17 protein-coding genes are annotated in these 22,746 nt (G+C 61.5%); 8 read left to right on the forward strand and 9 right to left on the reverse strand.

All coding sequences use genetic code 11. From position 1 onward, the window contains the following. Positions 1-39 precede the first annotated feature (39 nt). Genes bioD through FLP30_RS12380 form a run of 3 tightly spaced genes read right to left on the reverse strand, consistent with a single transcriptional unit; the run spans position 40 to position 3,310 of the window. Complete coding sequence (gene bioD, locus FLP30_RS12370) at positions 40-1,443, reverse strand: dethiobiotin synthase (RefSeq protein ID WP_149280073.1); 1,404 nt, start codon at positions 1,441-1,443, stop codon at positions 40-42. Next, a complete protein-coding gene (locus FLP30_RS12375) occupies positions 1,440-2,126 on the reverse strand; it encodes an alpha/beta fold hydrolase (RefSeq protein ID WP_149280074.1) in 687 nt (228 codons plus the stop codon). The genes bioD and FLP30_RS12375 overlap by 4 nt, the downstream gene beginning before the upstream one ends. After that, complete coding sequence (locus FLP30_RS12380; protein ID WP_149280075.1) at positions 2,126-3,310, reverse strand: aminotransferase class I/II-fold pyridoxal phosphate-dependent enzyme; 1,185 nt, start codon at positions 3,308-3,310, stop codon at positions 2,126-2,128. Before FLP30_RS12380 ends, FLP30_RS12375 begins: the two co-directional genes overlap by 1 nt. Before the next feature lie 60 nt (positions 3,311-3,370). Here FLP30_RS12380 and FLP30_RS12385 point away from each other — a divergent pair, with 60 nt between their 5' ends. Beyond that, complete coding sequence (locus tag FLP30_RS12385) at positions 3,371-4,642, forward strand: adenosylmethionine--8-amino-7-oxononanoate transaminase (RefSeq protein ID WP_149280076.1); 1,272 nt, start codon at positions 3,371-3,373, stop codon at positions 4,640-4,642. Between the two features lie 83 nt (positions 4,643-4,725). On the opposite strand, the gene FLP30_RS12390 is transcribed toward FLP30_RS12385, so the two are convergent. The 4 genes from FLP30_RS12390 to FLP30_RS12405 form a co-directional block, all read right to left on the reverse strand. Beyond that, positions 4,726-5,259: a hypothetical protein gene (locus FLP30_RS12390; RefSeq protein ID WP_149280077.1), complete on the reverse strand. Its 534-nt coding sequence runs from the start codon at positions 5,257-5,259 to the stop codon at positions 4,726-4,728. Positions 5,260-5,379: 120 nt separating this feature from the next. Further along, a complete protein-coding gene (pgsA, locus tag FLP30_RS12395) occupies positions 5,380-5,949 on the reverse strand; it encodes a CDP-diacylglycerol--glycerol-3-phosphate 3-phosphatidyltransferase (RefSeq protein ID WP_149280078.1) in 570 nt (189 codons plus the stop codon). An 85-nt stretch (positions 5,950-6,034) separates the two neighbouring features. Then, the gene (gene uvrC, locus FLP30_RS12400) at positions 6,035-7,951 is read right to left on the reverse strand and encodes an excinuclease ABC subunit UvrC (protein WP_149280079.1); all 1,917 of its coding nucleotides are present in this window, start codon (positions 7,949-7,951) and stop codon (positions 6,035-6,037) included. Between the two features lie 259 nt (positions 7,952-8,210). Continuing rightward, positions 8,211-9,281: a dipeptidase gene (locus FLP30_RS12405; RefSeq protein WP_246856531.1), complete on the reverse strand. Its 1,071-nt coding sequence runs from the start codon at positions 9,279-9,281 to the stop codon at positions 8,211-8,213. A 110-nt stretch (positions 9,282-9,391) separates the two neighbouring features. On the opposite strand from FLP30_RS12405, the gene FLP30_RS12410 reads away from it, so the two are divergent. Beyond that, on the forward strand, positions 9,392-10,186 hold the full coding sequence (locus FLP30_RS12410; RefSeq protein ID WP_149280080.1) for an exodeoxyribonuclease III: 795 nt from the start codon (positions 9,392-9,394) through the stop codon (positions 10,184-10,186). Positions 10,187-10,425: 239 nt separating this feature from the next. Here FLP30_RS12410 and FLP30_RS12415 read toward each other — a convergent pair whose 3' ends face one another. After that, on the reverse strand, positions 10,426-14,622 hold the full coding sequence (locus FLP30_RS12415) for a translocation/assembly module TamB domain-containing protein (protein ID WP_149280081.1): 4,197 nt from the start codon (positions 14,620-14,622) through the stop codon (positions 10,426-10,428). Next, on the reverse strand, positions 14,622-16,529 hold the full coding sequence (locus FLP30_RS12420; protein WP_246856532.1) for an autotransporter assembly complex protein TamA: 1,908 nt from the start codon (positions 16,527-16,529) through the stop codon (positions 14,622-14,624). The genes FLP30_RS12415 and FLP30_RS12420 overlap by 1 nt, the downstream gene beginning before the upstream one ends. A gap of 360 nt (positions 16,530-16,889) precedes the next feature. On the opposite strand from FLP30_RS12420, the gene FLP30_RS12425 reads away from it, so the two are divergent. The 6 genes from FLP30_RS12425 (at position 16,890) to FLP30_RS12450 (ending at position 22,710) form a co-directional block, all read left to right on the forward strand. Then, positions 16,890-17,900 carry a lysophospholipid acyltransferase family protein gene (locus FLP30_RS12425; RefSeq protein WP_246856533.1) on the forward strand — a complete coding sequence of 337 codons (1,011 nt, stop codon included), beginning with the start codon at positions 16,890-16,892 and terminating at the stop codon, positions 17,898-17,900. A gap of 150 nt (positions 17,901-18,050) precedes the next feature. After that, positions 18,051-19,475, forward strand: a complete 1,425-nt coding sequence (gene miaB, locus FLP30_RS12430) for a tRNA (N6-isopentenyl adenosine(37)-C2)-methylthiotransferase MiaB (RefSeq protein ID WP_149280083.1) — start codon at positions 18,051-18,053, stop codon at positions 19,473-19,475. Further along, a complete protein-coding gene (locus FLP30_RS12435; protein ID WP_210419289.1) occupies positions 19,472-20,563 on the forward strand; it encodes a PhoH family protein in 1,092 nt (363 codons plus the stop codon). The genes miaB and FLP30_RS12435 overlap by 4 nt, the downstream gene beginning before the upstream one ends. Continuing rightward, positions 20,547-21,086, forward strand: a complete 540-nt coding sequence (ybeY, locus tag FLP30_RS12440; RefSeq protein ID WP_149280084.1) for an rRNA maturation RNase YbeY — start codon at positions 20,547-20,549, stop codon at positions 21,084-21,086. Before FLP30_RS12435 ends, ybeY begins: the two co-directional genes overlap by 17 nt. Next, positions 21,083-22,012: a hemolysin family protein gene (locus FLP30_RS12445; protein WP_149280085.1), complete on the forward strand. Its 930-nt coding sequence runs from the start codon at positions 21,083-21,085 to the stop codon at positions 22,010-22,012. Before ybeY ends, FLP30_RS12445 begins: the two co-directional genes overlap by 4 nt. A gap of 80 nt (positions 22,013-22,092) precedes the next feature. Continuing rightward, a complete protein-coding gene (locus FLP30_RS12450; protein ID WP_149280086.1) occupies positions 22,093-22,710 on the forward strand; it encodes a thioredoxin domain-containing protein in 618 nt (205 codons plus the stop codon). Positions 22,711-22,746: the final 36 nt, after the last annotated feature.

The raw sequence follows: 22,746 nt of genomic DNA on the forward strand, positions 1-22,746 counted from the left end.
GCATCCCGCTGAGAAAGTGGGGTTTCAAACCCTTCCATCTCAGCGGGCAGACTGAATCACATCAGCCCAGGTCGGCAGGCGCTTTGCCAGATTATCCACTGTCTGGGGCGTGATATCCGCACAGTGTGGAATTTCCGCCAGAACGCGCACCCTGCCCTTTTCCTCAATCGTCAGCCGGTTTTCAGGGTTTTCGGGGCCGTTGAGCACAACGCCTGCAACCGCTATGCCCCGGGCACGCATGGCCTCAAGGCTCAGCAATGTGTGGTTGAGCGTGCCAAGCCCACTGCGGGCTACCAGCACCACCGGCAGCCCCCACATGATGGCCAGGTCAATCATCATCAGCTCAGGTGTTGCAGGGACCATCAGGCCCCCAGCCCCTTCTACGACCAGAGGTGTCTGAGCACCCGCCCCCGGCAGCGTTAACCGTGCTGGGTCCACCTCAACCCCTTCCGCACGGGCTGCGGCCTCGGGGGAAAGAGACGCCTGACATGCCAGAGCAGGCGGAAAACACACCGGGTTGCCAGCGAGCCATTGTACGGTTGGTGTATCACCTGCCTCGTCCGCCAGCCCACTTTGTAGGGGCTTCCAGTATTCAGCCTGCCAGCGCCGGACAAGACAGGCTGAAACCAGTGTCTTGCCCACGCCTGTATCCGTACCTGTCACAAACACACCCGCCCTGGGGGGCTTGCGAAAGCACCCGTAAGCCAGTTCCCACGTAACAGCCGCCCCTGCGGCATCCAGCCTGCGTACTGCGCGGCGGAACTGCCCTGGACCGAGAGCAACAACATCTGCACGCGGCACGGCAGCCCCTGTCGCCTTGAGGTGCCTTACAAACTCCAAGCTTGATGCAAACGGCTGCACACAGCTTTCCTGCTGCCATACCCCCGCACAGGGATACGGTACAATAGCCTGCATGCTGGTCAGGCTTGGATACTCGGGCGTTGCGGCCTGCCCCCCTTCTGCCCGGCAGGCAGCCTGCCATTGAGCAAATGTTCCCTCCAGCAAGGTAGACACCGCCAACAGCCCACCGGGCGCCAGCAGGGCTGACAAGTCCTTGAGAATCTGCCCGGGCTCGTCCATCCATTGCAGCACAAGATTGCCGCATACGAGGTCAAACGGCCCGTCCACATCCAACCGTGTCAGATCCATACGCTCAAAGCGCACCCGCTCCAGCCCACGCTGTTGAGCACGCTCAAGCATGCGGGGGGCATAGTCCGTGGCCACGATCTCGGCCTCTGGCCATAAACCGCGTAGGATTTCTGTCAGAAAACCTGTTCCACACCCCACTTCCAAAATGGTCCGGGGGATCTGCCCGCCAAGGCTCTGGCTGATATGGGCGCCAAGCCTCCTGGCTGCCAGCCGCTGCACTGTGGCGGCACTGTCATAGGCCACAGCCGCGTCAAAACTCGCTTTTATGCGTTCGTTGCGGGTCATCTGTGTCATGCAGAATGCTGCTCCATGCTCTGGCGTATGGTCTCAAGGTAAGCGGCACATTCTGCCGGGTGGGTTTGAGGCAGCAAGTGCCCGCCCTCCTGCCATGCTAGCGGAACACCGTGCGGCACTGAGGCCTCAGTCATGTCAGGCGGCACCAGCCCATCCTGCCGCCCACCCAGCAGGTGCACATGTTCGGCCCTTTCACGCAGGTTTTGGCGAACATCACCTGTTATCAGCAGGTCCAGCCCATGCTGCAAAGCCTGAGTGTGTGGCGTGACCCCGACTGGCAAGGTGGAGGCTCCACACCGCTTCCGAAAGTCATCCACCACTGTAACAGCATCAGCCGCAAGCCCGCGCCGCATACGTTGGAGCACTCTGACCGGCACACCCTGCTCAAAGTCTGGTGCAGCGGCGAATCGTCCAAACGCATTCACCCCCACCAGCATGCTCCCCGCTGGCAGGGCCGCCTGCCCGGCCAGCCACAGGAACCCAAGCGAGTGCCCAACAGCAAGCACCGGCCTGCCTGCCTGCCGCAACCTGTCGAGCGTTGGCTCCGCCGTGTTCCCTGTTGCCCCGACAAACCCCAGGTCCGGCGCGCACGTGTTTGTCCAGTTCAGGGTATCCAGCACCGGCTGCCAGAAATCCGCGCCAAACCCCCAACCATGCAAGAAAACGGAACAAACCTGTGGCATCAGCCCCTCTCGTGTTGGGCGGCCAGAATGGCGGTGGCCAATGCCTCCATCTGCTCTGTCGTGTGGTGCGCATGAAAAACCACACGCAGGCGGCAACTCCCCGGTGGGACTGTAGGGGGGCGGATGGCCACAGTCAGAAAGCCCGCATGCTCTATCGTGCGCGCCAGATTCAGCGCCTCATGCTCTGCCCCAACCAGCACAGGTACAATCTGCGTGGTGGAAGGCCCGACATCCATGCCACCAGCAGTCATGCGCACCCGAAACTGCTGGGCCAAGGTTGCAACATGGGTCCGCTCCTCCTCCATACCCGGCAGGAGGTCCAGAGCAGCATCCGCAGCCCCCCAAACCAGCGGAGACGGAGCGGTTGAGAAAATAAAGCCGGAAGCCGTGTTCTCAATCCAGGTGCAGGCTACCTCGGACCCTGCGACAAACGCCCCCATGCCCCCGAGTGCCTTGCTGAATGTACCCACCACAAGGTCGGCCAGCCCACAGGCCAGCCCCTTGCCGCCGTCGCCCAGAATACCGGTTGCATGGGCCTCGTCCACGCACAGCAGGGCATTATGCGCATGCGCCAGAGCATGCAGAGCCTGCATGTCCGCACGATCACCATCCATGCTGAAAACACTTTCCGTCAGGATAATGCGTAGGCCATCTCCCTTATGGCTGGCCAGCAGTTCGGCCAGATGGACCATGTCGTTATGTCGGAACCTGACCGGCCGTAGCCCGGCGGCAGCGCACCCCTGATACAGGCTGGCGTGCATGAGGCGGTCTGCAAAAATGGTCGCCGGTGCCCCTGTCTCCTGCACCGACAAACGAGCCAGGGCGGGCACGAGTGACGCATTGGCCTGCCAGCCGGAGGAAAAAAAGCGGGCATCAGGCATGGCTTTCAGGGCCGCCACGCGCCGCTCCAGCATCCGCATCTGCGCTGTGGTGCCCGTCACCAGCCGGGAGGCACCGCTGCCACTGCCATCATCCTGCGCGCACAGAGCTGCCCGCTCAGCCAGCAGAGGGTGTGTGCGCAACCCCAGATAGTCATTGGAGGAAAAATCGACCAGTTCTGCCCCGGTCTGGACACAGCGCACCAGCCCCGGACCAATGCCCTGCAATGGCCTGCACGACCGCAGACGCCCCTGGCCTGCCAGGCTGTTCAGCCCTTTGTGAAAAAGTTCATCAAACCGTATCATGGCATAAACTGGTGCCGGAGCCCGCGCCTTCGGTCAATCATCAACGGAAAAAGCGACAGTATGACGGCTCCCTCTCCCACTCCCGACTGGTACCAGCAAGGGCTGCCCCACATCTGGCTGCCCTATAGCCAGATGCAGACAATATCCCCCCCCATTGCCGCAGCAGCCACCCATGGCAGCCGGATTACCCTTACCGATGGGCGGGAGCTGATAGACGGGGTCGCAGCGTGGTGGACAGCCTGCCATGGCTATAATCACCCCCATATTCGCACCTGTGTGCAGCACCAGCTTGAAACCATGCCCCACGTCATGTTCGGCGGCATGGTGCATGAACCGGGGCTACGTCTGGCCAAGCGCCTGTGTGACAGGCTGCCCGGCGACCTTGAGCGTGTCTTTTTTACCGATTCCGGGTCTGTCTCGGTGGAGGTTGCCATGAAAATGGCCATCCAGAGCAGGCTGAACAAAGGCGAAACACGCCGCACCCGCATACTGGCCTTTCGGGGCGGCTACCACGGGGACACTCTGGCCACCATGGCAGTGTGCGACCCGGAGGAAGGTATGCACCACCTGTATGGTGATGTGCTGGCACAGCAGATCATTGCCCCTCTGCCCTGTGATGACGCCAGCACACAGGCCTTTCACGCTATTCTGGAACGCCACGCCCATGAACTTGCGGCGATCCTTGTCGAACCACTGGTGCAGGGAGCCGGAGGCATGCTGTTCCATGCCCCCGAAGTCCTACGCCCCCTGCGTGAGGCCGCAGACCGCTACGATGTGCTGTTGATCCTGGACGAAATTTTTACAGGCTTTGGCCGCACCGGCACTTTTTTTGCCTGTGAACAGGCCGGTATTGTGCCCGACATCATCACCCTGTCCAAAGCGCTGACAGGTGGCACCATGGCGCTGGCGGCCACAGTGGCTCGCCGCCATGTTTTTGAGGCTTTTCTGTCCGACAATCCCGAACACGCGCTGATGCACGGGCCAACCTTTATGGCCAACCCTCTGGCCTGTGCCAGTGCCAATGCATCGCTGGATCTGTTCGACACCGAACCACGGCTGGAGCAGGTGGCAACCATCAACACCGCCCTGACAGACGGCCTGAAAGCCTGCCGTACATTACCCGGCGTGCGCGATGTACGTACACTCGGGGCCATAGGCGTTGTCGAACTGGACCGCATCAGCAACCCGGACAGACTCCGGCAGGCCTTTATTGCTCAGGGCTGCTGGGTGCGCCCCTTCCGCAATATCGTCTATCTGACCCCCGCCTTTACAATTAGCGAGAGCGAACTGCACACGCTGACACGTGGCATCCATACTGTCCTCAGCGCCTGAGGACAGGTCTCACTCATATATGCCCCCAGCATGACGGACGCATGAAGCCAAACAGGCGCAAAAATAGGGAATGTCGCCGTCCCTTAATGACTTGGGGTAATTGTGTGCCCATCACGCACAGTGCTGGCGGTGCCATCAGGGTTGATGACCGTCATTGTGCCGTCCCCATTGGGGATAACAATAGGGGCAGCCGCCCTTAGGCGGGGCGTGGTTGCGCCCTTGGTTGTTTCTGCCGACAGGGGCTGAAGAACGGGGGCATCCGCCAGAGGTGCACCTTTACGGATACTTTCCTTTTCCCCCAGGCTCATTTCCTCCCCATCATGCAGGAGTGGGCCTGTGGCGGGGCGCGTATCACTTATAGGCAGGCCGTCGCGTTCACGCTCTGCATCTTCCAGCGTGGGCAGGGGTTCGGGCGGGCCGGGCCAGATATTGCCGTTTTCCGGCAAAATTGGCTGCTCCGCTGCGGACAGTCCCTGCACCCTGCGCATGTTCAACGCCTGCCCCGCAGGCGCGTTGGGGTTTTCCCCCGGCAGGGTTGCCGTGTCGGAGATAAATTTGTCAAAACCGGTGCAACCGCTCAAGACCACACACATACCCATAAGGGCGGCTTTCCGCATGCCCTAACTCCGACTCATCCAGCACGCAGCACAGACTGCCTGCTCTGTCCGATATGATAGCGTGAAAAAACTAAGTAACCGTTTGCAGACCCATGCCACAGCAAGGGCTGGGTCTCAGCCTTACAGTTCAACGTAGCGCAGCCCGGTGGTCAGGTAATCCCAACCGGTGATCAGGGTCAGCACCGCTGCGATCCAGAGCAGGCAGGCCCCCGTCATGGCCACATGCAGCCAAGGCATTTGCAGCAACAGCCCGGTGCCATCCCCCGCAAGCAGGAAGCCTATAGCTGTCATCTGGAAACCGGTTTTCCATTTGGCAAGACGGGTCACAGGCAGGCTGGCCTTACGCTCAGCCAGGTATTCCCGCATGCCGGACACCAGAATTTCACGGCACAGGATAATAATGGCTGGCCACAGGCTGGCGTACGGCAAGCGGGCATAACCGGCCAGCACCATCAGGCAGGCCCCCACCAACAGCTTGTCGGCTATGGAATCAAACATCCGGCCAAAGTCGGACAGTTGCTGGCGTGAACGCGCCAGCTTGCCGTCCAGATAATCTGTAATCCCTGCCAGAATAAACAGGATGCAGGCCAGAGCATCCCCCAGCGGCGTACCCCACGCAACACAGCCCACCACCACAGGGATGGCGACAATTCGCGACATGGTCAGGACATTGGGCAGATCGGTCAGCATCGCGAGTATGCTAGCGCATTCCGCCGGGAACGGGAATGGCTTGTCCCCCGCGAAAATGCCCATAGGCTCCCATCTCGCTGTTTTTTCAATCTGGCGTCCAGTCCGGGTGGAAATGCCCATAGACAGCCCGGGCCGTTTCCCGGCTGATCCCCGGTGCAGCTTCCAGCTCTGCCAGCCCGGCCTGACGCACCGCCCGTGCTGACCCGAATGTGTTGAGCAGAATTTTTTTACGGGCGGGGCCGACACCCGGCACCTCATCCAGTTCAGACCGCACCAGGGTTTTGGAACGCCCGGCCCTGTGGGTGGTAATGGCAAAGCGATGGGCCTCGTCACGAAGGCGCTGGAGATAGTACAGTACAGGATCACGCAGATCGAGTTGGAAGGGCTCAGAATCCCCCGTGTAAAACCACTCCCGTCCGGCATCCCGGTCCGGCCCTTTGGCAATCCCCACCAGCTTGACGCCGCTGACACCCAGATCATCCAGCACACTCCGCACGGCGGAATACTGGCCTTGCCCACCGTCAATCAGCAGCACATCGGGCCAGTTGGCGGTGTTTCCTTCATCCGCTTCCTTCAGGGCACGACCAAAGCGGCGCTCCAGCACTTCGCGCATCATCCCGAAGTCATCCCCCGGTGTGACCGGGCCTTTGATGCGGAACTTGCGGTACGCCTTGCGGTCAAACCCCTGCGAGCCTCCGACAATCATGACCCCATAGGCGTGAGAGCCCTGAATATGGCTGTTGTCGTATACCTCAATCCGCTCTGGTGGAGCCTCCAGCCCCAGCACCTTTGCCACGCCCTCCAGCAGGCGGGCCTGTCCGGCACTCTCCGCCAGCTTACGCTTAAGGGCATCGCGCGCATTGGTCACGGCATGGGCCAGAACCTGTTTTTTCTCACCCCGCTGAGGGGTGATAATTTCCACTTTCCGTCCCCTCCGCAGGGACAGAGCTTCGGTCAGCAGGTCATGTTCCACCAGTTCATGGCTGACAAGGATGCTCGCAGGGCATGGCTTGTCATCATAAAACTGGGCGATAAAGGCGCTGAGAATATCCCCTGCGGTTTCATCCTGCGTATGAGCCGGAAAGAATGAGCGGCTGCCATTGTTGCGCCCCCCACGGATGAAGAAGACCTGAATACAGGTCTGTCCCCCTTCCTGCCACAGGCCCAGCACATCTGCATCCGGCAGGGAGCCGGGGTTGATCACGCTGGATTCCTGCATCTGCGCCAGAGCGCGGATACGGTCACGCACCATGGCGGCACGCTCAAAATCCAGCGCCTCGGCCGCCTCGTTCATTTCCCGCCCCAGTGTTTCGCGCAAGGCCGTGTCCTTGCCGGACAGGAAATCCCGCGCCTGATCGACCAGATGCCCGTAACTGACCCGATCAATCCGATCGACACAGGGGGCCGAGCACCGCTTGATCTGGTGCAGCAGGCAGGGCCGGGTGCGGCTGCTGAACACAGCATCCGAGCATGAGCGTAGCAAGAATACACGCTGGATCAGGTTAAGGGTCTGGTCCACCGCCCAGGCCGAGGCAAACGGCCCCCAGAGGGTTGCCCCCTTGGGCGCCTTACCGCGATGGCGGGTAATCTGGGGAAACTCATGCCCATCGGTCAGCATCAGCCAAGGGTAGCTTTTGTCATCACGCAGCAGAATGTTGAAGCGGGGCTTCATCCGCTTGATGTAGTTGGCCTCCAGCAGCAGGGCTTCGGCCTCGGTATGGGTGGTGACGATTTCCATCGCCACCGTCTCCGACACCATCCGTCGCAGGCGTTCGGGCAGGCGCGACAGATGCGTATAGGACGCCACCCGTTTTTTGAGCGCCAGTGCCTTGCCAACGTACAGCACATCCCCCTTCTCACCCAGCATGCGGTAAACACCGGGGGACAGCGGCATGGTCAGCAAGGCGTACCGGATGGCCTCCACCCCCTTGAGGGTGGGAGGAGACGGCAGGCTACCATCATCTTGGGGCGTGGGTGTCGGGGGGCTGTTGTCGGTCGTCATACGGCGCTCTGGAAGGGCTTGTGCTTTCATCCACCGTTTGTGTGGATAACTCTGTGGAACAGCTGGGGCGGACTCAGCGCAAACCGCAGATTTTCAGCCCTTTCATCGAATTGCCTTGTTTTTAGGCAGTCCATCTAATCGCTTGATTCTCAATGAAATTCCATGCGTCTGCTTGCAGCCCTCTGATGCGGTTTGAAACTTTTGTTAAAAACAGAGGATGTCAAGAGAGAAGTGGACAAAATCTTTTCCCTTTCCCTCTTCAATTGATCTCACTTTGTTCTCCGGCCTGCTGCTCGGCCTGTGCCAGAAGCCGCAGGAAGTTGCCACCCCAGAAGGCTGCTATTTCGCTTTCGTCGTATCCCCGGCGCAGCAGCTCCGCCGTGATGTTCACGCCCTGTGTGGCATCCTGCCAGTCTTCCAGCGCACCGCCGCCATCGAAGTCGGAGGAAATCCCGACATGCTCAACACCTAACCGGCGCACCACATAGTCGATATGGTCAACAAGGTCGCTGACAAACCCTGCCCGCTTGCCTTCCTCCGGCTTGGGTTTGAGAAAAGCAGGCATGGCCGTAATCTGGATCAGCCCGCCACTGGCCCCCAAGGCATCCAACTGCCCGTCATCCAGATTGCGGGGGTGGTCGCACAGGCTGCGCACGCAGGAATGGCTGGCCACGACGGGGGTGGCTGACACCTCTACCGCCTGCATCATGGTCTGTCTGGCTGCGTGAGAGACATCAACCAGCAGGCCAAGACGATTCATCTCGGCAACAGCCTCACGGCCCAGAGCAGACAGGCCACCATGCCGCTGTGGTGTATCCCCAAGGCTGGGGCGGTGAATGGCGGAATCTGCCAGCGCATTGTGCCCGTTATGGGTCAGCGTGACATAACGCGCCCCCTTCTGGCGAAACAGTTTGAGCATGCCGGGGTCTTCCCCCATGCCATATCCGTTTTCCACCGCCGGGATAACGGCAAGAATACCCGCCGCATGGGCTGCCCGAATGGCAGCAACATCCGAACAGACCTTGGCCTGCACCCCATTCCGCGTGCCCTGCATACGGTTTATGGCATCCAGCATGTCCAGACACTGCTGTTGCGCCTGGGCGTGGCCCTCCGCTGTGACTGGCCCCTGCCCCATATAGGCCACAAAGCACCCTGCTGACATGCCGCCCCGCTGCATTTTGGGCAGGTCCACACGGCGGTCAGGAGTATCCTCAAACGCATCGTCACGGTCTGGCCAGGGAATGTCGATATGGCTGTCCAGAGTCAGCAGCGCATTGTGCAGGTCCTGGGCGGAAGAAAAGCCTACGGCGGCCGTGGTGCGTGACATCATGACGGAAAAATGGTCCTGATCATTTGAATTACAAGAGACTGGGGCTGTCTCTTGCGGGTATTCACCGTTTTTGCTTGCCCTGCAAACCACAATGAGTCATCCCCCTGCCCATGCGACTTGTCACCTGGAACATCAATTCCCTGCGCCTGCGCCTGCCTTTGCTGGCACGCCTGACCTCCGACCTGCGGCCAGATGTGGTCTGCCTGCAGGAAACCAAGGTGCCAGACCCGCTCTTTCCCGCTGACGACCTGCGCGCACTTGGGTTTGAGCACCTGCACTACAGCGGCATGAAGGGGTATAACGGGGTTGCCATCCTCTCCCGCCACCCGCTTGAGCCTTTATCCGACCTGCCTGTCTGGTACGAAAAAGCCGATTGCCGCCATGTTGCGGCCCGTGTGCTGGCCCCGTCTGGCAGCGTGGAACTGCATGACTTCTATGTGCCCGCTGGTGGGGATGAGCCCGACCCGGAAGCCAACCCCAAATTTGCCCACAAACTCGCGTTTGTAGAGGAAACAGCCCGCTGGTTTGCCAACCGCCCCAACCAGCGGACCATTCTGGTAGGGGATCTGAACATCGCGCCGCTGGAACATGATGTCTGGAACCACAAGCAACTGCTGAAAATTGTCAGCCACACCCCGCCTGAAACAGAGCGCCTGCAAACATGGATACAAAGCGGCTTTGTTGACGCCATGCGCCAGTTTGTACCACCCGAGGAAAAGCTCTACACGTGGTGGTCTTACCGCAACCGGGACTGGAAGGCCTCCAACAGGGGCCGCAGGCTTGACCATGTGTGGGTCACGCCAGACCTGCTGCCGGAACTGTCAGGCATGACCATTGTCGCCGAGGCTCGAGACTGGCCCTCCCCCTCCGACCATGTTCCTGTGGTGCTTGACCTCGCAGAGTAAACGCTGTCGGCAGGGAACGAGCGTGTTTTTACGCCAGTTCTCTGCCACATTATCGGTCCTGCACTTTAGAGTGCGATACCGCCAGTTGCTCACTGGCCATGGCACCTCAGTAGGGTGCCACTCCCCTGCCGGGCTTCAGGGCAAAATGCCAGAAGAGGTCTGGCTGCTATCTCTCTGAGTGCCCCGTTCTGGAAAGTCGCCCGATGTCCCGCCTCATAGGCAGGGACAAGGTGCGCCATTTAGTACCGATACTGCCACATCAGCCCAACGCTGCTGCCCGGATCATTTTCCGGCGTGGTAAAGCCCGTGACCGTGCCGCCTGTGCCAACCGTGGTATTGAGCTTGAGGTGCTTGGTCAGATCGACCTGAACCTGAGCCTGCGTACCCGAGCCAGAGGTAGACTGCTTGGCACCTACATAGACCCCCTTCATCACGTATTTTCCGGCTTCCACACTGGTGCCGCCATTCCCAACGCCGGAACCCCCAGCAATGGTCAGGCGGTCCAGATGGAGGGTTTTACGCAAGACCCCCATGGGGTCGAACGGGGTCAGGCCTGTCAGCGTTGCCACTGCGGCCCCCAGTTCTATCATCTGGGTGGAGGAAAGGGAGCGCGCGTCCGTGCCAAACAGCAGCATGGCCAGAACTTCCTCCTGCGGGCGGGGCGGCAGGGAGTCGAAACTGATTTTGGGAGAACTGGCATAACCCTGTACCTTCAAGCGTGCAGTTTCCCCATTCACAGCCCGGTCCGCCTCAAAATCCAGCGTGGGGTCCAGACTGTGGCCAACACCGGCCCCGTTGAAGGCAACACGACCTTTGGTGAAGTTGAGGGAAATACCCGCCAGATCAAAGTTCCCGCGTTTGAGGTCAAATCCGCCCGTCAGCAACGGTGCCTGTGCAGTGCCTGTCACATTCAGCCTGCCTGCCATTTCAGCATCCAGACCATGCCCACGCACAAAGAACTTGCCGGGGGAAATGACCGCAAGGTCCAGCCCCACCACCATGGCGTGCGCACTGGCGGCGCGTTCCTGATCAACCTTGTCTGTCTTTTCCCCCGGCCAAACCACATCCAGCCGTGCAACAGATGTGGGCAGGGAGTTGGGGATATTGACCTCAACACGCCGCAGATTGACCTTGCCAGCCACATCAACGCGGCTCTGCACCTGCCCTTTAACCGCCACATCCGCATCCAGCACGGCAGTGATCAGGTCGCTGGAGACCGGCCGCGCCCCACGAGCCGTCAGTTTCAGGTCAACCGGCATGCCGGGGGCGGCAATACCGAGCGAGCCGGCAACGTCCACCTTGCCTTCCCCCGCTCTGGCACTCAGACCTTCAATAACCAGCCGGTCCTGCGCGCCACGTACCCGGCCATTGATGTCGGCAAGGTGGATGCCAGAGGCAAAATCCTGAAAATCGGCATTCTGGAGGTCAACCGCACCGCTGACCTGTGGGGACAGCAAAGTGCCCTGCGCCCGCAGGTCCATTCTAGCCACCCCCGTCACCTGCCGGGCCTGCACCCCCAGCACACCATTGGCAATGGACAGGTCCACCCGGCCATCGGCCCGCAGGTCCAGCGGTCCTCTGGCCCCAAGAGGGGCCACCCCGGCAACCTGCATGGCCAGCTTTGGCCCGGCCCCAAGCCTGACCTGCACCTTGGCCGCAGTGCGCGCCAGTGTCGCCGTGGCCTCCAGCCCTAACGCGGGAAAGGACGCCGCAGCGGAACTACCCATGACCCGCAGCCGGTTGCCGTCCAGCCGCACTGTCCCTTCCGGCTGGGCAAGCGTGCCGGACAGCCGGGCCGAGGCGGAAACCGTTCCTTCTGCATCCAGCTTGGGCATAAAGGGCCGGGCCAGTCCGGGGGTCAGGTTTCTGATATCGGCACTCAGCGCCAGAGTGGGTTTGACACGCCCGGCAACATCCACTGTCGCCACCGCACTGCCCCGGCTGGCCAGCGCAAGGCGTAGGCGGTCAACCCCCATGGTCTGCCCGAAGGATATAAGGGCTGAGCCTTGCAGACGCAGGTTTTCCTCCCTTGCCGTAGCATTCAGCTTTTGCAGCTTAACCTGCTTGTCCTTCAGATCCAGCAGTGCCGCCATATCCAGCAACAGGGGGCTGCCCCCCCATTGGGCGGGACCAATGGCGGCTGTCAGCACCATGGCGTTTTCCGGCCCCTTGGCGGTCATGCGGGCCTGACCTTCCACCCCGGCGACCGATATACCCGTCAGGCGCAGGGCCACGTCGGCATCCGGGTGAGCCACCGGGTCACGCACGCTGCCTGTCAGGGCCAACGTGCCGACCCGCATGCCCGGCTTGGCCACCGTACCCCCCAGCTTGACGCTGACAACCGGCACATTTTCAACCATCTCGGACTTGAGACCCAGCGACAGGTTCCCCGTCAAAGCCTGCCCCAGCATGGCGCGAAAATCTGCCAGACGGTCGATGCCGATATCCAGCTTGCCCAACGGCACGACCTGCCCCGCAGGCAGGGTGAGCGCACCCTGCCCGTGCAGGGTGTTCCAGGACAGGGTGTCGAGCGTCAGACTCCGGTCACCGGCTTCGTTTTCACCCGCAACCAGGTTCAGCTTCAGCGGTGCACGGTCAACCGTGCCATGCAGGTCAACCTGCCCCTGCGGGGCACTGGGCAGGTGCTTCATGCTGGCCGCCAACGCCACCGGGCCGGGGGCCATGGTGGCTGTGCCGGGGCTGCCATGAGCCTCCAGCGAAGCTTCAAAATCCTTCAAAGCCCCTTTGGCGGTCAGCGCCAGTGTCGTATCCCCGCGCAGCGAGGGCAGAAGTTTGGACAAATCCGGCAAGGCCAGGCTGGCGGACAGGTCCATGTCCCTGTCCAGTGTCAGCCCCCCCTGTGTTTTCAGGTGCAGAGCCTGCCCGTCTACCGTCAGGCTTTTAAGGGCCACATGCTGGGTCGCTGGCGCTGTATGGGTGGCGGCAACCGGCTGCATCCCGACATCCAACGCAAAATGCCCAGTCGGGCCGATCAGCCCTGCCGCCTGCGCCTGCCCGCCGGTAACGGCCAGTGTGCCTTCACTGGTCAGGTGGGTTTCACCGTCCGCATGTTCTGGCCGGGCAAACTGCGCGCTCATACCCGCGTTGCCGTGCAGGATAACACCTCCGGCCTGCCCCACGGGGAACAGGTCTGGCAGGGTCAGGGTCAGCCTGCCCTTTTGCGGCGCCGCCGTGCGGGCCGATCCGGCCACAGCAAACACAGGATGCGAAACCGTAAAGTCCAGCGGCATACCCTGCCCCTGGGGTGCCCATGTCGCATCCAGCACCATCGGGGCCGCAGCCAGCAGAGTCGGGGCTTTGCCCGGCACTTTCAGGCCATCAGCCTCCAGCGTCAGGCGCAGGGCCTGGGCTACACCCTTATGGGCATCATCCCCCGTAAAACGCAGCTTAATGGTATTGGCAGCAGCCCCACCTGCGGCAAGCTGCGCCACGTCCAGACTGGCCTGCCCCTCTGGCGCGGCCATACGCCCCTTGAGGGAGGCATCGAGCGCCATGCTCTCCCACCCCAAGGCCGGGCTCAATGTCATGCGCGGCGCCTGAGCCTTGATGGTCAAGCCTGCCATGGTGTTGCCAATCAGGTCCAGCACACCGGCCATACGTGTGCTGACGTTACCGGCCTTGCCATCTAATCCCAGTTTAGCAGCAGATACCGGACCTTTGAGGTCAAATTGCAGGGCAACAGGTTCCAGTTGTGGCAACCCGAGTTGGGAAGCCACAAAGCCATCACCCTCCTCTCCAGCGTCCAGATGCAGGGCCAAAGTCCGCTTGCTGGTATGTGCCGTAACGGACAGATGCCCCGGCTTGTCCAGCCGTCGAACGGCCAGAGCAATATCCGCCCCGGGAAGAGACGGCAGGCTCAGCCCATTCAGCACAGGGGCAATGCTGGCAACACTGGCATGGCCCGACAGGCCAAAGCTTGCAGCCTCCCCCGCCAGCGGGGCACCGACATTGATACGCTTGACCGCAACCTGGCGGATGGCAACGCCCAGATTGAGTGATGAGGGCTCACTCGATGTTGTCGTCTGCGCCTCGGACACCGGCAGACGGGGGATATCCAGTTCCGCCGCCGTAAAGCTGTTGATCCGCGCCGTCAGGCCGACCAGAGCCAGAGGAGACCAGTCCAGCCGGACATCCTTCAGGCTCAGCCACACCCCGTCCCGGTCGCGCACGTCAATCCGGCCCACACCAAACTTATCGGGAAAGCGACCTTTGATGTCCGCAATGGTCACCATACCGCCGGTCAGCTTGGCGGTTTCCCGCACCAGATAGTGGCGGCCCGGATCGGTATTGGCAGCGACCAGCAGGCCGGACACCGACAGCACGCCCAGACCAGCCAGCCCACCAGCGACATACAGCACAACCCGCCCCACACGGCGCCAGCGGGCACGGGCCGGAACAGTCTCGGATGCGGCCATCAGAATGTCTCCCCCAGCCCGATGTAAAGGTCCCACTTGTCACCATAGGCCGCACGGTTGACCGGCACGCCCACATCCAGCCGCACGGGGCCGATGGGTGTATAGTACCGCACACCCCCGCCAACACCGACCCGTAGGGTGCCTGTCAGCGGTGTGGAGGAATTACCGACCTGCCCGGCATCAACAAACGCTGCCATACCAAAACTGCTGAGTATTCTCTGTCGGTATTCGACCGTGCCCGCGTCCATGGAGGTACCCCCAATGGCGTAGCGTGTATTGCGGTACTGCGGCCCAACCCCCTGCCAGCGATACCCACGCACCGTAGCACTACCACCGGCGTACATGCGCTGGTCAGGCGGGATGCTCCATGTGCTGGCCCCCTGAATACTGCCAACAGTTGCCCTGAACGCCAGAATACTGCGGCCGGGTTTACTCAACCCGATATTATGCAGGTCAAAATACGTCGCGGCAGACGCGCTCATGATCGTGAAGAAGGAGACACCCTGCCCCTTGCTGCCAACAGAGAACGAGGGGGTCACATTGATATTGCCCCGCACGCCGTGGGTGGCCGGTTCTATGGGGTTATCGACCCCTGTGTTGTCATACATGGCCGCCAGCGGGGCTGAAAAAATTGTATAGTCGCGGGTCACACCAAACTGTTCGATCTTTTCTTGCTCGGCCATCAGGCCAAAATTGCCTGTCCAGTTTTTGGCCAGAGGCCGCGTAATACCCCCGCGCAGCAGCACCGCCGTCTGCCGGTAAGACCACAGCAACTGGCGCAGCCCTTCAATCCGCGCACTCAGGTTCTGATTACGCTGGAGGAAATCGGGTTTGAAGAAGTCCGCATAGACATCATACCCCAACCCTTGCTGGGCCGATCCGCCAAGCCCGGTAATCAGGGCGGTCAGGCGCAGCCGTTCGGCATTGCCCAGCAGGTTATAATCGGTCCAGGTCGCCCCCACCCGTGTGCCCAGGTCTGTGGAGTACCCCAGTTCAGCCCCGACAGAGTGCCGCTTGCTGGCCTGAAAAGAAAAATCCAGCGGCATGGTGCCGTTAACCGCTGTTTCCGAACCATCCTGCACCACAACGGATGAAAACACGCCCAGCGACAGCAGATCCTGCCGGGCGGATTCGATCTTTGTCGGCTGGTACAGCTCTCCCTCATGCAGGTCCATGCGGCGGCGGACAAAGGCCGGTTTGACGGTTTTGAGGTCTTTGAGCGTAATCTGTCCGATATTGAGCACCGGCCCCGGAGACACCGGGTAGACAATATCCAGCGTATGGGTTTGCGGGCGCACATAGGCGGTGGGTTTTTCCACCTTGGCCAGAGCATGACCATCTTCACGCAAAGCTTCCAGCAGTTTGCCGCCTGCCCCCAGTACGGCCTCGGCCACAGCGGGTTGCCCCTTGGCCAGAGCAAACGCTTTTTCCTGCCCGGGGGTGAGTGCTGGCGGGCTCCCTGCCTTGCCGTTGACCAGGGTGATCCTGCCCAGATGGAACAGCGGCCCTTTTTCTACCGATACATCGGCCGTAATGGTCTTGCCCTTGGGGATGGCCTCCAGCCATGTGGAGAGTGCTTGCGACCGGCCATCGATCGTCGCAGCCGCAGTTGTTCCGTCCCCTGAGCGCAGCACGATATGCACTGTGCCATCGTAATAACCGCAGCTTTCCAGCGCTGTGCGCAGGCGCGTGTAGTCACTGCGCACACGGCCCGCCAGAGCGAACGGCCCGACCGCATGCGTGGACTGGAGCGACAGCAGATCGGACGAGGCCTGCAACGCCGTGTCCAGACCGGCCTCCCCCGTGCTGGCCAGTTTGGTCACATATGGCTGCGGGTCGGCTGACCAGCCAGCCCCGGTGCTGACCCCCCACAATGTGGCCCCTGCCAGAATCCGATTCGTCGCCACGACAAGTCTTGTAAGGAAGGCTTTGTTCTTTACCGTCACCACGCCTCGTCAGTCTGCTGTCAGTCCGGCCTGTAGCATAGTCTGGCCACCGGGCCTCCGTTGCACGCTATTGTGCTTTATTACCCTCATATCATGCCAAAAATAGGGTCAGGCAGGAAAAACGGACACAAGACACGGATTGTTCCCACCCCCTGTTCGCGTTATGGAGCAAATGTTTGTGTGTTTTACCAGCCTGGCCGCCATGGCCTTTGTCCGGCAGACACGCGTCTGGCAGAAACAAGGACCATGATCCGAACTGTATCTGACCGCCCAGGACGGCGCCCGATTTCTGGCACGAAAGACCAGGCCACCCTTCCCCCCATGCCCTTACGTCAGCTTTCGCTCCGCTACACGCAGGCCCGTGCAGTGGCGCGCCTGTGCGCGCTTGTTGTCTGGATTCCGCTGTCTGTTGGGTTCGAGGCCTGCCTGCTGCCGGTACCCGGCACAGCCAAAATCCGCTGGACACGGGTGATCTGGGGCGGATTGTGCAAAATCCTTGGCCTGCGCACCCGCGTTATCGGCAAACGAGCAGGCACGGTTGGGGGCATTGCGGCGCGCAAGCGCGGGGAAAGACCTGTCATCTATGTCTCCAACCACATGTCCTGGCTGGATGTGCCCATTCTGGGCACGTTGCTGCCATCGGTCTTTGTGGCCAAAGGGGATATCGAGAAATGGCCGGTCATGGGGCTGATTTCCAAAATCGGCCGCACCATTTTTGTCAGCCGCCAGCGCAGCACAACCGGGCGTGAGCGTGATGTGATGATCCGCCGCATGGTCGAAGGGGACAACCTTGTCCTGTTCCCCGAAGGGACATCCTCCGACGGTTCACGCGTGTTGCCGTTCATGTCCGCGTTTTTTGCCATCGCCAAGCTGCCCAAACTGCGTGATGACCGCGACACCGGGCAGTTCCCCCCGCCTTATGCGCCTGGCATGACCCCACTGATCCAGCCCATCTCCCTTGTATACGACCAGTTGGATGGCCTGCCGATCAGCCGCCTGCGCAGGCCGGTTTTTTCCTGGTACGGGGACATGGACCTTGGCCCCCATGTCTGGCAGTTGCTGCAATGGAAACACGGCCGCGCCACCGTGCTGCTGCATGAACCGCTGGACCCCGACCTCTTTCCCAGCCGCAAGGCGCTGGCCCAGGCGGCGTGGAAAGCCGTTGTGGATGGTGCGGCAGAACTGCGCCAGAACCGCGAAGGGCGCATCCAGCCCGGCCGCTTTGACCCCGCCACCCTGCCTGCGGCTTTCCTGCCACCGTATGTCAGAAAAACAAAAGCCTTACTTGACAGGATACGGTCCTTTTTTGCTTCATCTAAAAAGCAGGACTAACCTGCCGGAGTGCAGGCCTGAACCTGCCCCCGCAAGCCAGTGGAGGCCTTGTTCTGACCATCCTGTTCGGCCGCACCCTACCCCCGGTTGTGAGAAAAGAGGCTTGACCTGCGTGGCTTCACGCCCGATTTCCTCCTCCCGCCGTATGGAATGGTCCTGCGGCAGAGTGGAGTGCCCGCAACCATGACCGCATTACCCGCCGCCGCGCAGACACCCCCCACCCGTGGGCTGCATGTTATCACCTGGGGCTGCCAGATGAACGTGTATGACAGCGCCCGTATGGGGGACGTGCTGCGCCCGCTGGGTTTCCGGCCCGTGGACACCCCCGATACCGCGGACATGATTATCCTCAACACCTGCCATATCCGTGACAGGGCGGCCGAGAAGGTCTTTTCCGAACTGGGACGCCTGCGCCTGGTCAAGGAAGCGCGCAAGACCTCCGGCCAATCCACCATTATTGCCGTGGCAGGCTGTGTGGCCCAGGCCGAGGGTGAGGAAATTCTGGCCCGCGCCCCGTATGTTGACATCGTGTTGGGACCGCAGACCTACCACCGCCTGCCCGAAATGGTCGCCCGCGCGGCCCGTGCTGGCGGCGCAGTGATCGAAACCGATTTCCCCGCCGAACAGAAGTTTGATTTCCTGCCCGAGAGCGAAGCACCACAGACACCGGGCAATCTGACCGCTTTCCTGACCATTCAGGAAGGGTGCGACAAGTTCTGCTCCTTCTGCGTCGTGCCCTACACACGCGGGGCCGAGAACAGCCGCCCGGTCGCCTCGGTCCTGGCCGAAGCCCAGCGCATGGTGGCCAGTGGCGTGCGCGACATCAGCCTGCTGGGGCAGAACGTCAACGCCTATCATGGCGTGGGGCCGGATGGTGACATCTGGGGTCTGGCCCGCCTGGCCTATGCTCTGGCCGAAATTCCCGGCCTTTCGCGCATCCGCTATACGACCTCCCACCCACGGGACATGGATGACGCGTTGATTGCGGCCCACCGTGACCTGCCGCAGCTTATGCCGTTCCTGCACCTGCCTGTGCAGTCAGGCTCTGACCGCATCCTGCGCGCCATGAACCGAGGCCACACCGCCGACGACTATCGCGACATTGTCCGCCGCCTGCGGGATGTCCGGCCTGACCTTGCCTTGTCTTCCGACTTCATCGTCGGTCACCCCGGTGAAACTGACGAGGATTTTGAGGCCACCATGCAACTGGTGCGCGATGTCGGGTTTGCGCTGGCCTATTCCTTCAAATACTCCCCGCGCCCCGGCACACCCGCCGCAGGAGCAGGCATGCAGGTGGCCGAGGATATCAAAGACGCTCGCCTGCAGGCGTTGCAGAAACTGCTGCGTGAACAGCAGGATGCCTTTAACGCAACGCTTGTCGGCCAGACCGTGCCGGTGCTGTTTACCTCCAAGGGCCGCAAACCGGGGCAGATTGCCGGGCGTTCCCCCTGGTTGCAGCCTGTGCATGTCAGCGGGCCGGAGCACCTGATCGGGCAGGAACTGCCTGTCCGTATTACCGAACGGCTCAGCAATTCGCTGGGCGGTATCTTGGAAGAGAAGAAGGTTTACGCTTGAACACAGCGCACACGCCCCATTCCCTCTCCCCCGAAGGTAACGGGTTGGCCGATGCCCCCGTTACCCTTCAGTTTGACAACAACGCCCTGCTGGCCCGCCTCGTTGGGGACCATGACAGGCACCTCCGCTGCCTGGAAGAAGGGCTGGAGGTCGAGGTGGCCCGCCGCGGTAACCGGATTTCGATCCGCGGCGTGCCCACCCTGACAGCGCTGGCCAGAACGGCGCTGAGCACCCTTTACCAAAAGCTGGCCAGTGGCGAGACCATTGACATCAGCACCATAGAGGCGGCCATTCGCATGTCCCGTATGCATGAAACCCGCGCCACGCCCGTAGCCAGCGCCCCCTCGCCCCTGCCCCCCCGCACCGATGACAGCATGCCCGCCCTGCGCATGCGCCACGGCACAATCGAGCCCCGCTCCCCCGGTCAGGCGGCCTATATGGAGGCACTGGCCAAAAAAGAGCTGGTGTTCGGAATCGGTCCGGCAGGCACGGGCAAAACTTACCTGGCGGTGGCCCAGGCCGTGGCCATGCTGCAAGCCGGGTCGGTTGACCGCATCATCCTCTCCCGCCCGGCTGTGGAAGCTGGAGAGCGCCTTGGCTTTCTGCCCGGTGACATGAAGGACAAGATCGACCCCTACCTGCGCCCGCTGTATGACGCGCTGCACGACATGCTGCCCGGCGAACAGGTCATGCGCCGCATGAGTGCGGGGGATATTGAAGTCGCACCGCTGGCCTTCATGCGTGGGCGGACACTCTCCCATGCATTCGTCATTCTGGACGAGGCGCAGAACACCACCATCGCCCAGATGAAAATGTTTCTGACGCGGCTTGGCCCCGGCTCACGCATGGTCATTACCGGCGATCTGACCCAGATTGACCTGCCCGATGGCACCACATCAGGCCTGCGCGACGCAGTAGAAACCCTGGAAAATGTCAAAGGGGTCACCATTTCGCGCTTTGAGGCAGCAGATGTGGTGCGCCACAGGCTGGTCGCGCGTATTATTGAAGCCTATGATGCCAAGGCGACGGTCAGCAAGGGACTTCCCCGCAAGAAGGGCCGTCAGGAGAACAATGGAACCGCCAAGTAGTTCAGACCACATCCACCCGCAGGATGTGGCGGCCCAGGAAGACAGGTTTTTTCCTGAGGCTCTTTTCTCGGACATTCAGGCCGACGGGCCTGAGATCATGGTTCAGGACAGGCGCTGGCGCTGTTATGTCCCCGCAGCCGAAAAGCTGGTCTGGCGCACGCTGGCCGCCTGTTCCAGCCATGGGGGGCTGCCTGATACGGTTGTACTCTCAACCGACAGGGACGTACGCACCCTCAACGGTCGGCACCGGGGCCGCTACAAGCCCACCAATGTGCTGACCTTTGACCCACCACGCGGGATGGACGGCGGGGACATTATCCTCGCGCTGGAAACCGTCGTGCGCGAAGCCCAGAAGGCAGACAGACCGGTTGCCGACCATCTGGCCCATCTGATCATCCACGGCAGCCTGCATCTGGCCGGGTATGACCACCACCACCCCGGCGATGCCCGCCGCATGGAAATGCTGGAATCCGCCCTGCTGTCACGCATAGGCGTTCCCAACCCCTGGAAACCACGGTCATGAGCGGGTCTGACGGCACGCCCTCCCCCCGCCATGACCAGTCGTCTGGTCGGGGGTTTCTGTCCCTGTTCCACCGCCGCAAACAGCCTGCCGACCTGCGCAGCTCCATCGCCGCACTGGTCCAGCAGGCCGCCGACGCTGCCGACGTAACCCCCAATGGGGAACAGCCCGAGCTGGACCGACAGGAACGCGCGCTGATTGCCAACGTGCTGCGGCTCCGCAATATCTCGGCCGATGATGTCATGATCCCACGGGCCGACATCGTGGCCATGCCCGTCTCCATTAGTCTGGACGAAGCCCTGGCCATGATGCGGCGGGAAAACCATTCCCGCATGCCGGTCTATCGTGACCAGTTGGATAACGTGGTGGGCATGATCCATGTGAAGGATCTGATCGCCTATGTGGGCACCAGCGAAGCCTTTGATCTGGAAAAACTGCTGCGCCAGCCCCTGCTGATCGCCCCGCAACTGCCCATCCTCGACCTGATGCTGCAAATGCGGCAGCGCCAGACCCATCTGGCGCTGGTGATTGACGAATATGGCGGTATCGACGGCCTTGTGACTATCGAGGACCTGATCGAAACCATCGTGGGCGATATTTCAGACGAGCATGACGAACCCGCCGCCGTCATGATCACCCCCCGGCAGGATGGGTCGTTTGACGTGGATGCCCGCTGCCCTGTGGAAGAGTTCGAGCGCCAGATCGGCCCGATTCTGACGCAGGAGGAAAGCGAGGCCGAGATCGAAACCATTGGCGGCCTTGTCTTTCGCATGGCCGGGCATGTGCCCACTCGGGGGGAAGTGCTGACACACGCCAACGGCTACCTCTTCCGGGTGCTGGATGCCGATGCACGCCATATCCGCCGGGTGCGGGTACGCCCTTTGCCAGCACAGGCGGATGAGCCCGGCAGCCCGACCGCGCCCGCATAAACAATGGGTTGACGCCTTTGGCTTCTGCCGTCATGCCTTTGTAACGTTATCTGTCACTCTACCTGGAAGGCTTGGGGTTCATGTCTTTTTCACGCCGCACGTTCCTTGCCACCTCCGGGGTGGCTCTGGCCCTAGGCAGCGCCCACCGGGTGCTGGCGGCAGATGCCGTTGATACAGCCTTTACCCCGCGTGAACTGGGCAATCCGAACGCCCCCATCGTGGTGGAGGAATGGTTTTCCCTGACCTGTATCCACTGCGCGCATTTTGCTGAAAACACGTTCCCCGAGGTTAAAAAGAACCTCATCGACACCGGCAAGATCCGCTACGTGTTCCATGACTTCCCGACCGACCAGACAGCCGTTGCCGCTGCCATGGTGGCCCGCACCCTGCCGCCGGAGCGTTATGTGGCGTTCTGCACGTCCCTGCTGACCAATCTGGACCGCTGGGCTTACCGTCAGGATGGCAAGCAGGAAGAAGAGCTGAAGAAAATGGCCGCCTTCGCAGGCATGCCTGCCGAAACCTTCGACAAGGCCATCGCCAACCAGAAGCTAATGCAGTTTATCCTGAATGGGCAGAATGACGCGCAGGACAAATACCACATCGATTCCACGCCCACCTTCCGTTTCAACAACAAGGTGCAGGTGTCCAGCGCCCTGACGTATGACGACTTTCTCTCAAACATGAAAAAAGCCGCCTGATCCCGCGCGCCAACCCGTTCAGGCCAGAAATTCCAC

Source organism: Acetobacter vaccinii (genome assembly GCF_008365315.1).
GTDB lineage: Bacteria > Pseudomonadota > Alphaproteobacteria > Acetobacterales > Acetobacteraceae > Acetobacter > Acetobacter vaccinii.

Bases quoted from the DNA above. Each gene is read 5' to 3' on its own strand.
- bioD (WP_149280073.1), bottom strand. From the start codon at position 1,443: ATGACACAGATGACCCGCAACGAACGCATAAAAGCGAGTTTTGACGCG.
- FLP30_RS12375 (WP_149280074.1), bottom strand. From the start codon at position 2,126: ATGCCACAGGTTTGTTCCGTTTTCTTGCATGGTTGGGGGTTTGGCGCG.
- FLP30_RS12380 (WP_149280075.1), bottom strand. From the start codon at position 3,310: ATGATACGGTTTGATGAACTTTTTCACAAAGGGCTGAACAGCCTGGCA.
- FLP30_RS12385 (WP_149280076.1), top strand. From the start codon at position 3,371: ATGACGGCTCCCTCTCCCACTCCCGACTGGTACCAGCAAGGGCTGCCC.
- FLP30_RS12390 (WP_149280077.1), bottom strand. From the start codon at position 5,259: ATGCGGAAAGCCGCCCTTATGGGTATGTGTGTGGTCTTGAGCGGTTGC.
- pgsA (WP_149280078.1), bottom strand. From the start codon at position 5,949: ATGCTGACCGATCTGCCCAATGTCCTGACCATGTCGCGAATTGTCGCC.
- uvrC (WP_149280079.1), bottom strand. From the start codon at position 7,951: ATGACGACCGACAACAGCCCCCCGACACCCACGCCCCAAGATGATGGT.
- FLP30_RS12405 (WP_246856531.1), bottom strand. From the start codon at position 9,281: ATGATGTCACGCACCACGGCCGCCGTAGGCTTTTCTTCCGCCCAGGAC.
- FLP30_RS12410 (WP_149280080.1), top strand. From the start codon at position 9,392: ATGCGACTTGTCACCTGGAACATCAATTCCCTGCGCCTGCGCCTGCCT.
- FLP30_RS12415 (WP_149280081.1), bottom strand. From the start codon at position 14,622: ATGGCCGCATCCGAGACTGTTCCGGCCCGTGCCCGCTGGCGCCGTGTG.
- FLP30_RS12425 (WP_246856533.1), top strand. From the start codon at position 16,890: ATGCCCTTACGTCAGCTTTCGCTCCGCTACACGCAGGCCCGTGCAGTG.
- miaB (WP_149280083.1), top strand. From the start codon at position 18,051: ATGGTCCTGCGGCAGAGTGGAGTGCCCGCAACCATGACCGCATTACCC.
- ybeY (WP_149280084.1), top strand. From the start codon at position 20,547: ATGGAACCGCCAAGTAGTTCAGACCACATCCACCCGCAGGATGTGGCG.
- FLP30_RS12445 (WP_149280085.1), top strand. From the start codon at position 21,083: ATGAGCGGGTCTGACGGCACGCCCTCCCCCCGCCATGACCAGTCGTCT.
- FLP30_RS12450 (WP_149280086.1), top strand. From the start codon at position 22,093: ATGTCTTTTTCACGCCGCACGTTCCTTGCCACCTCCGGGGTGGCTCTG.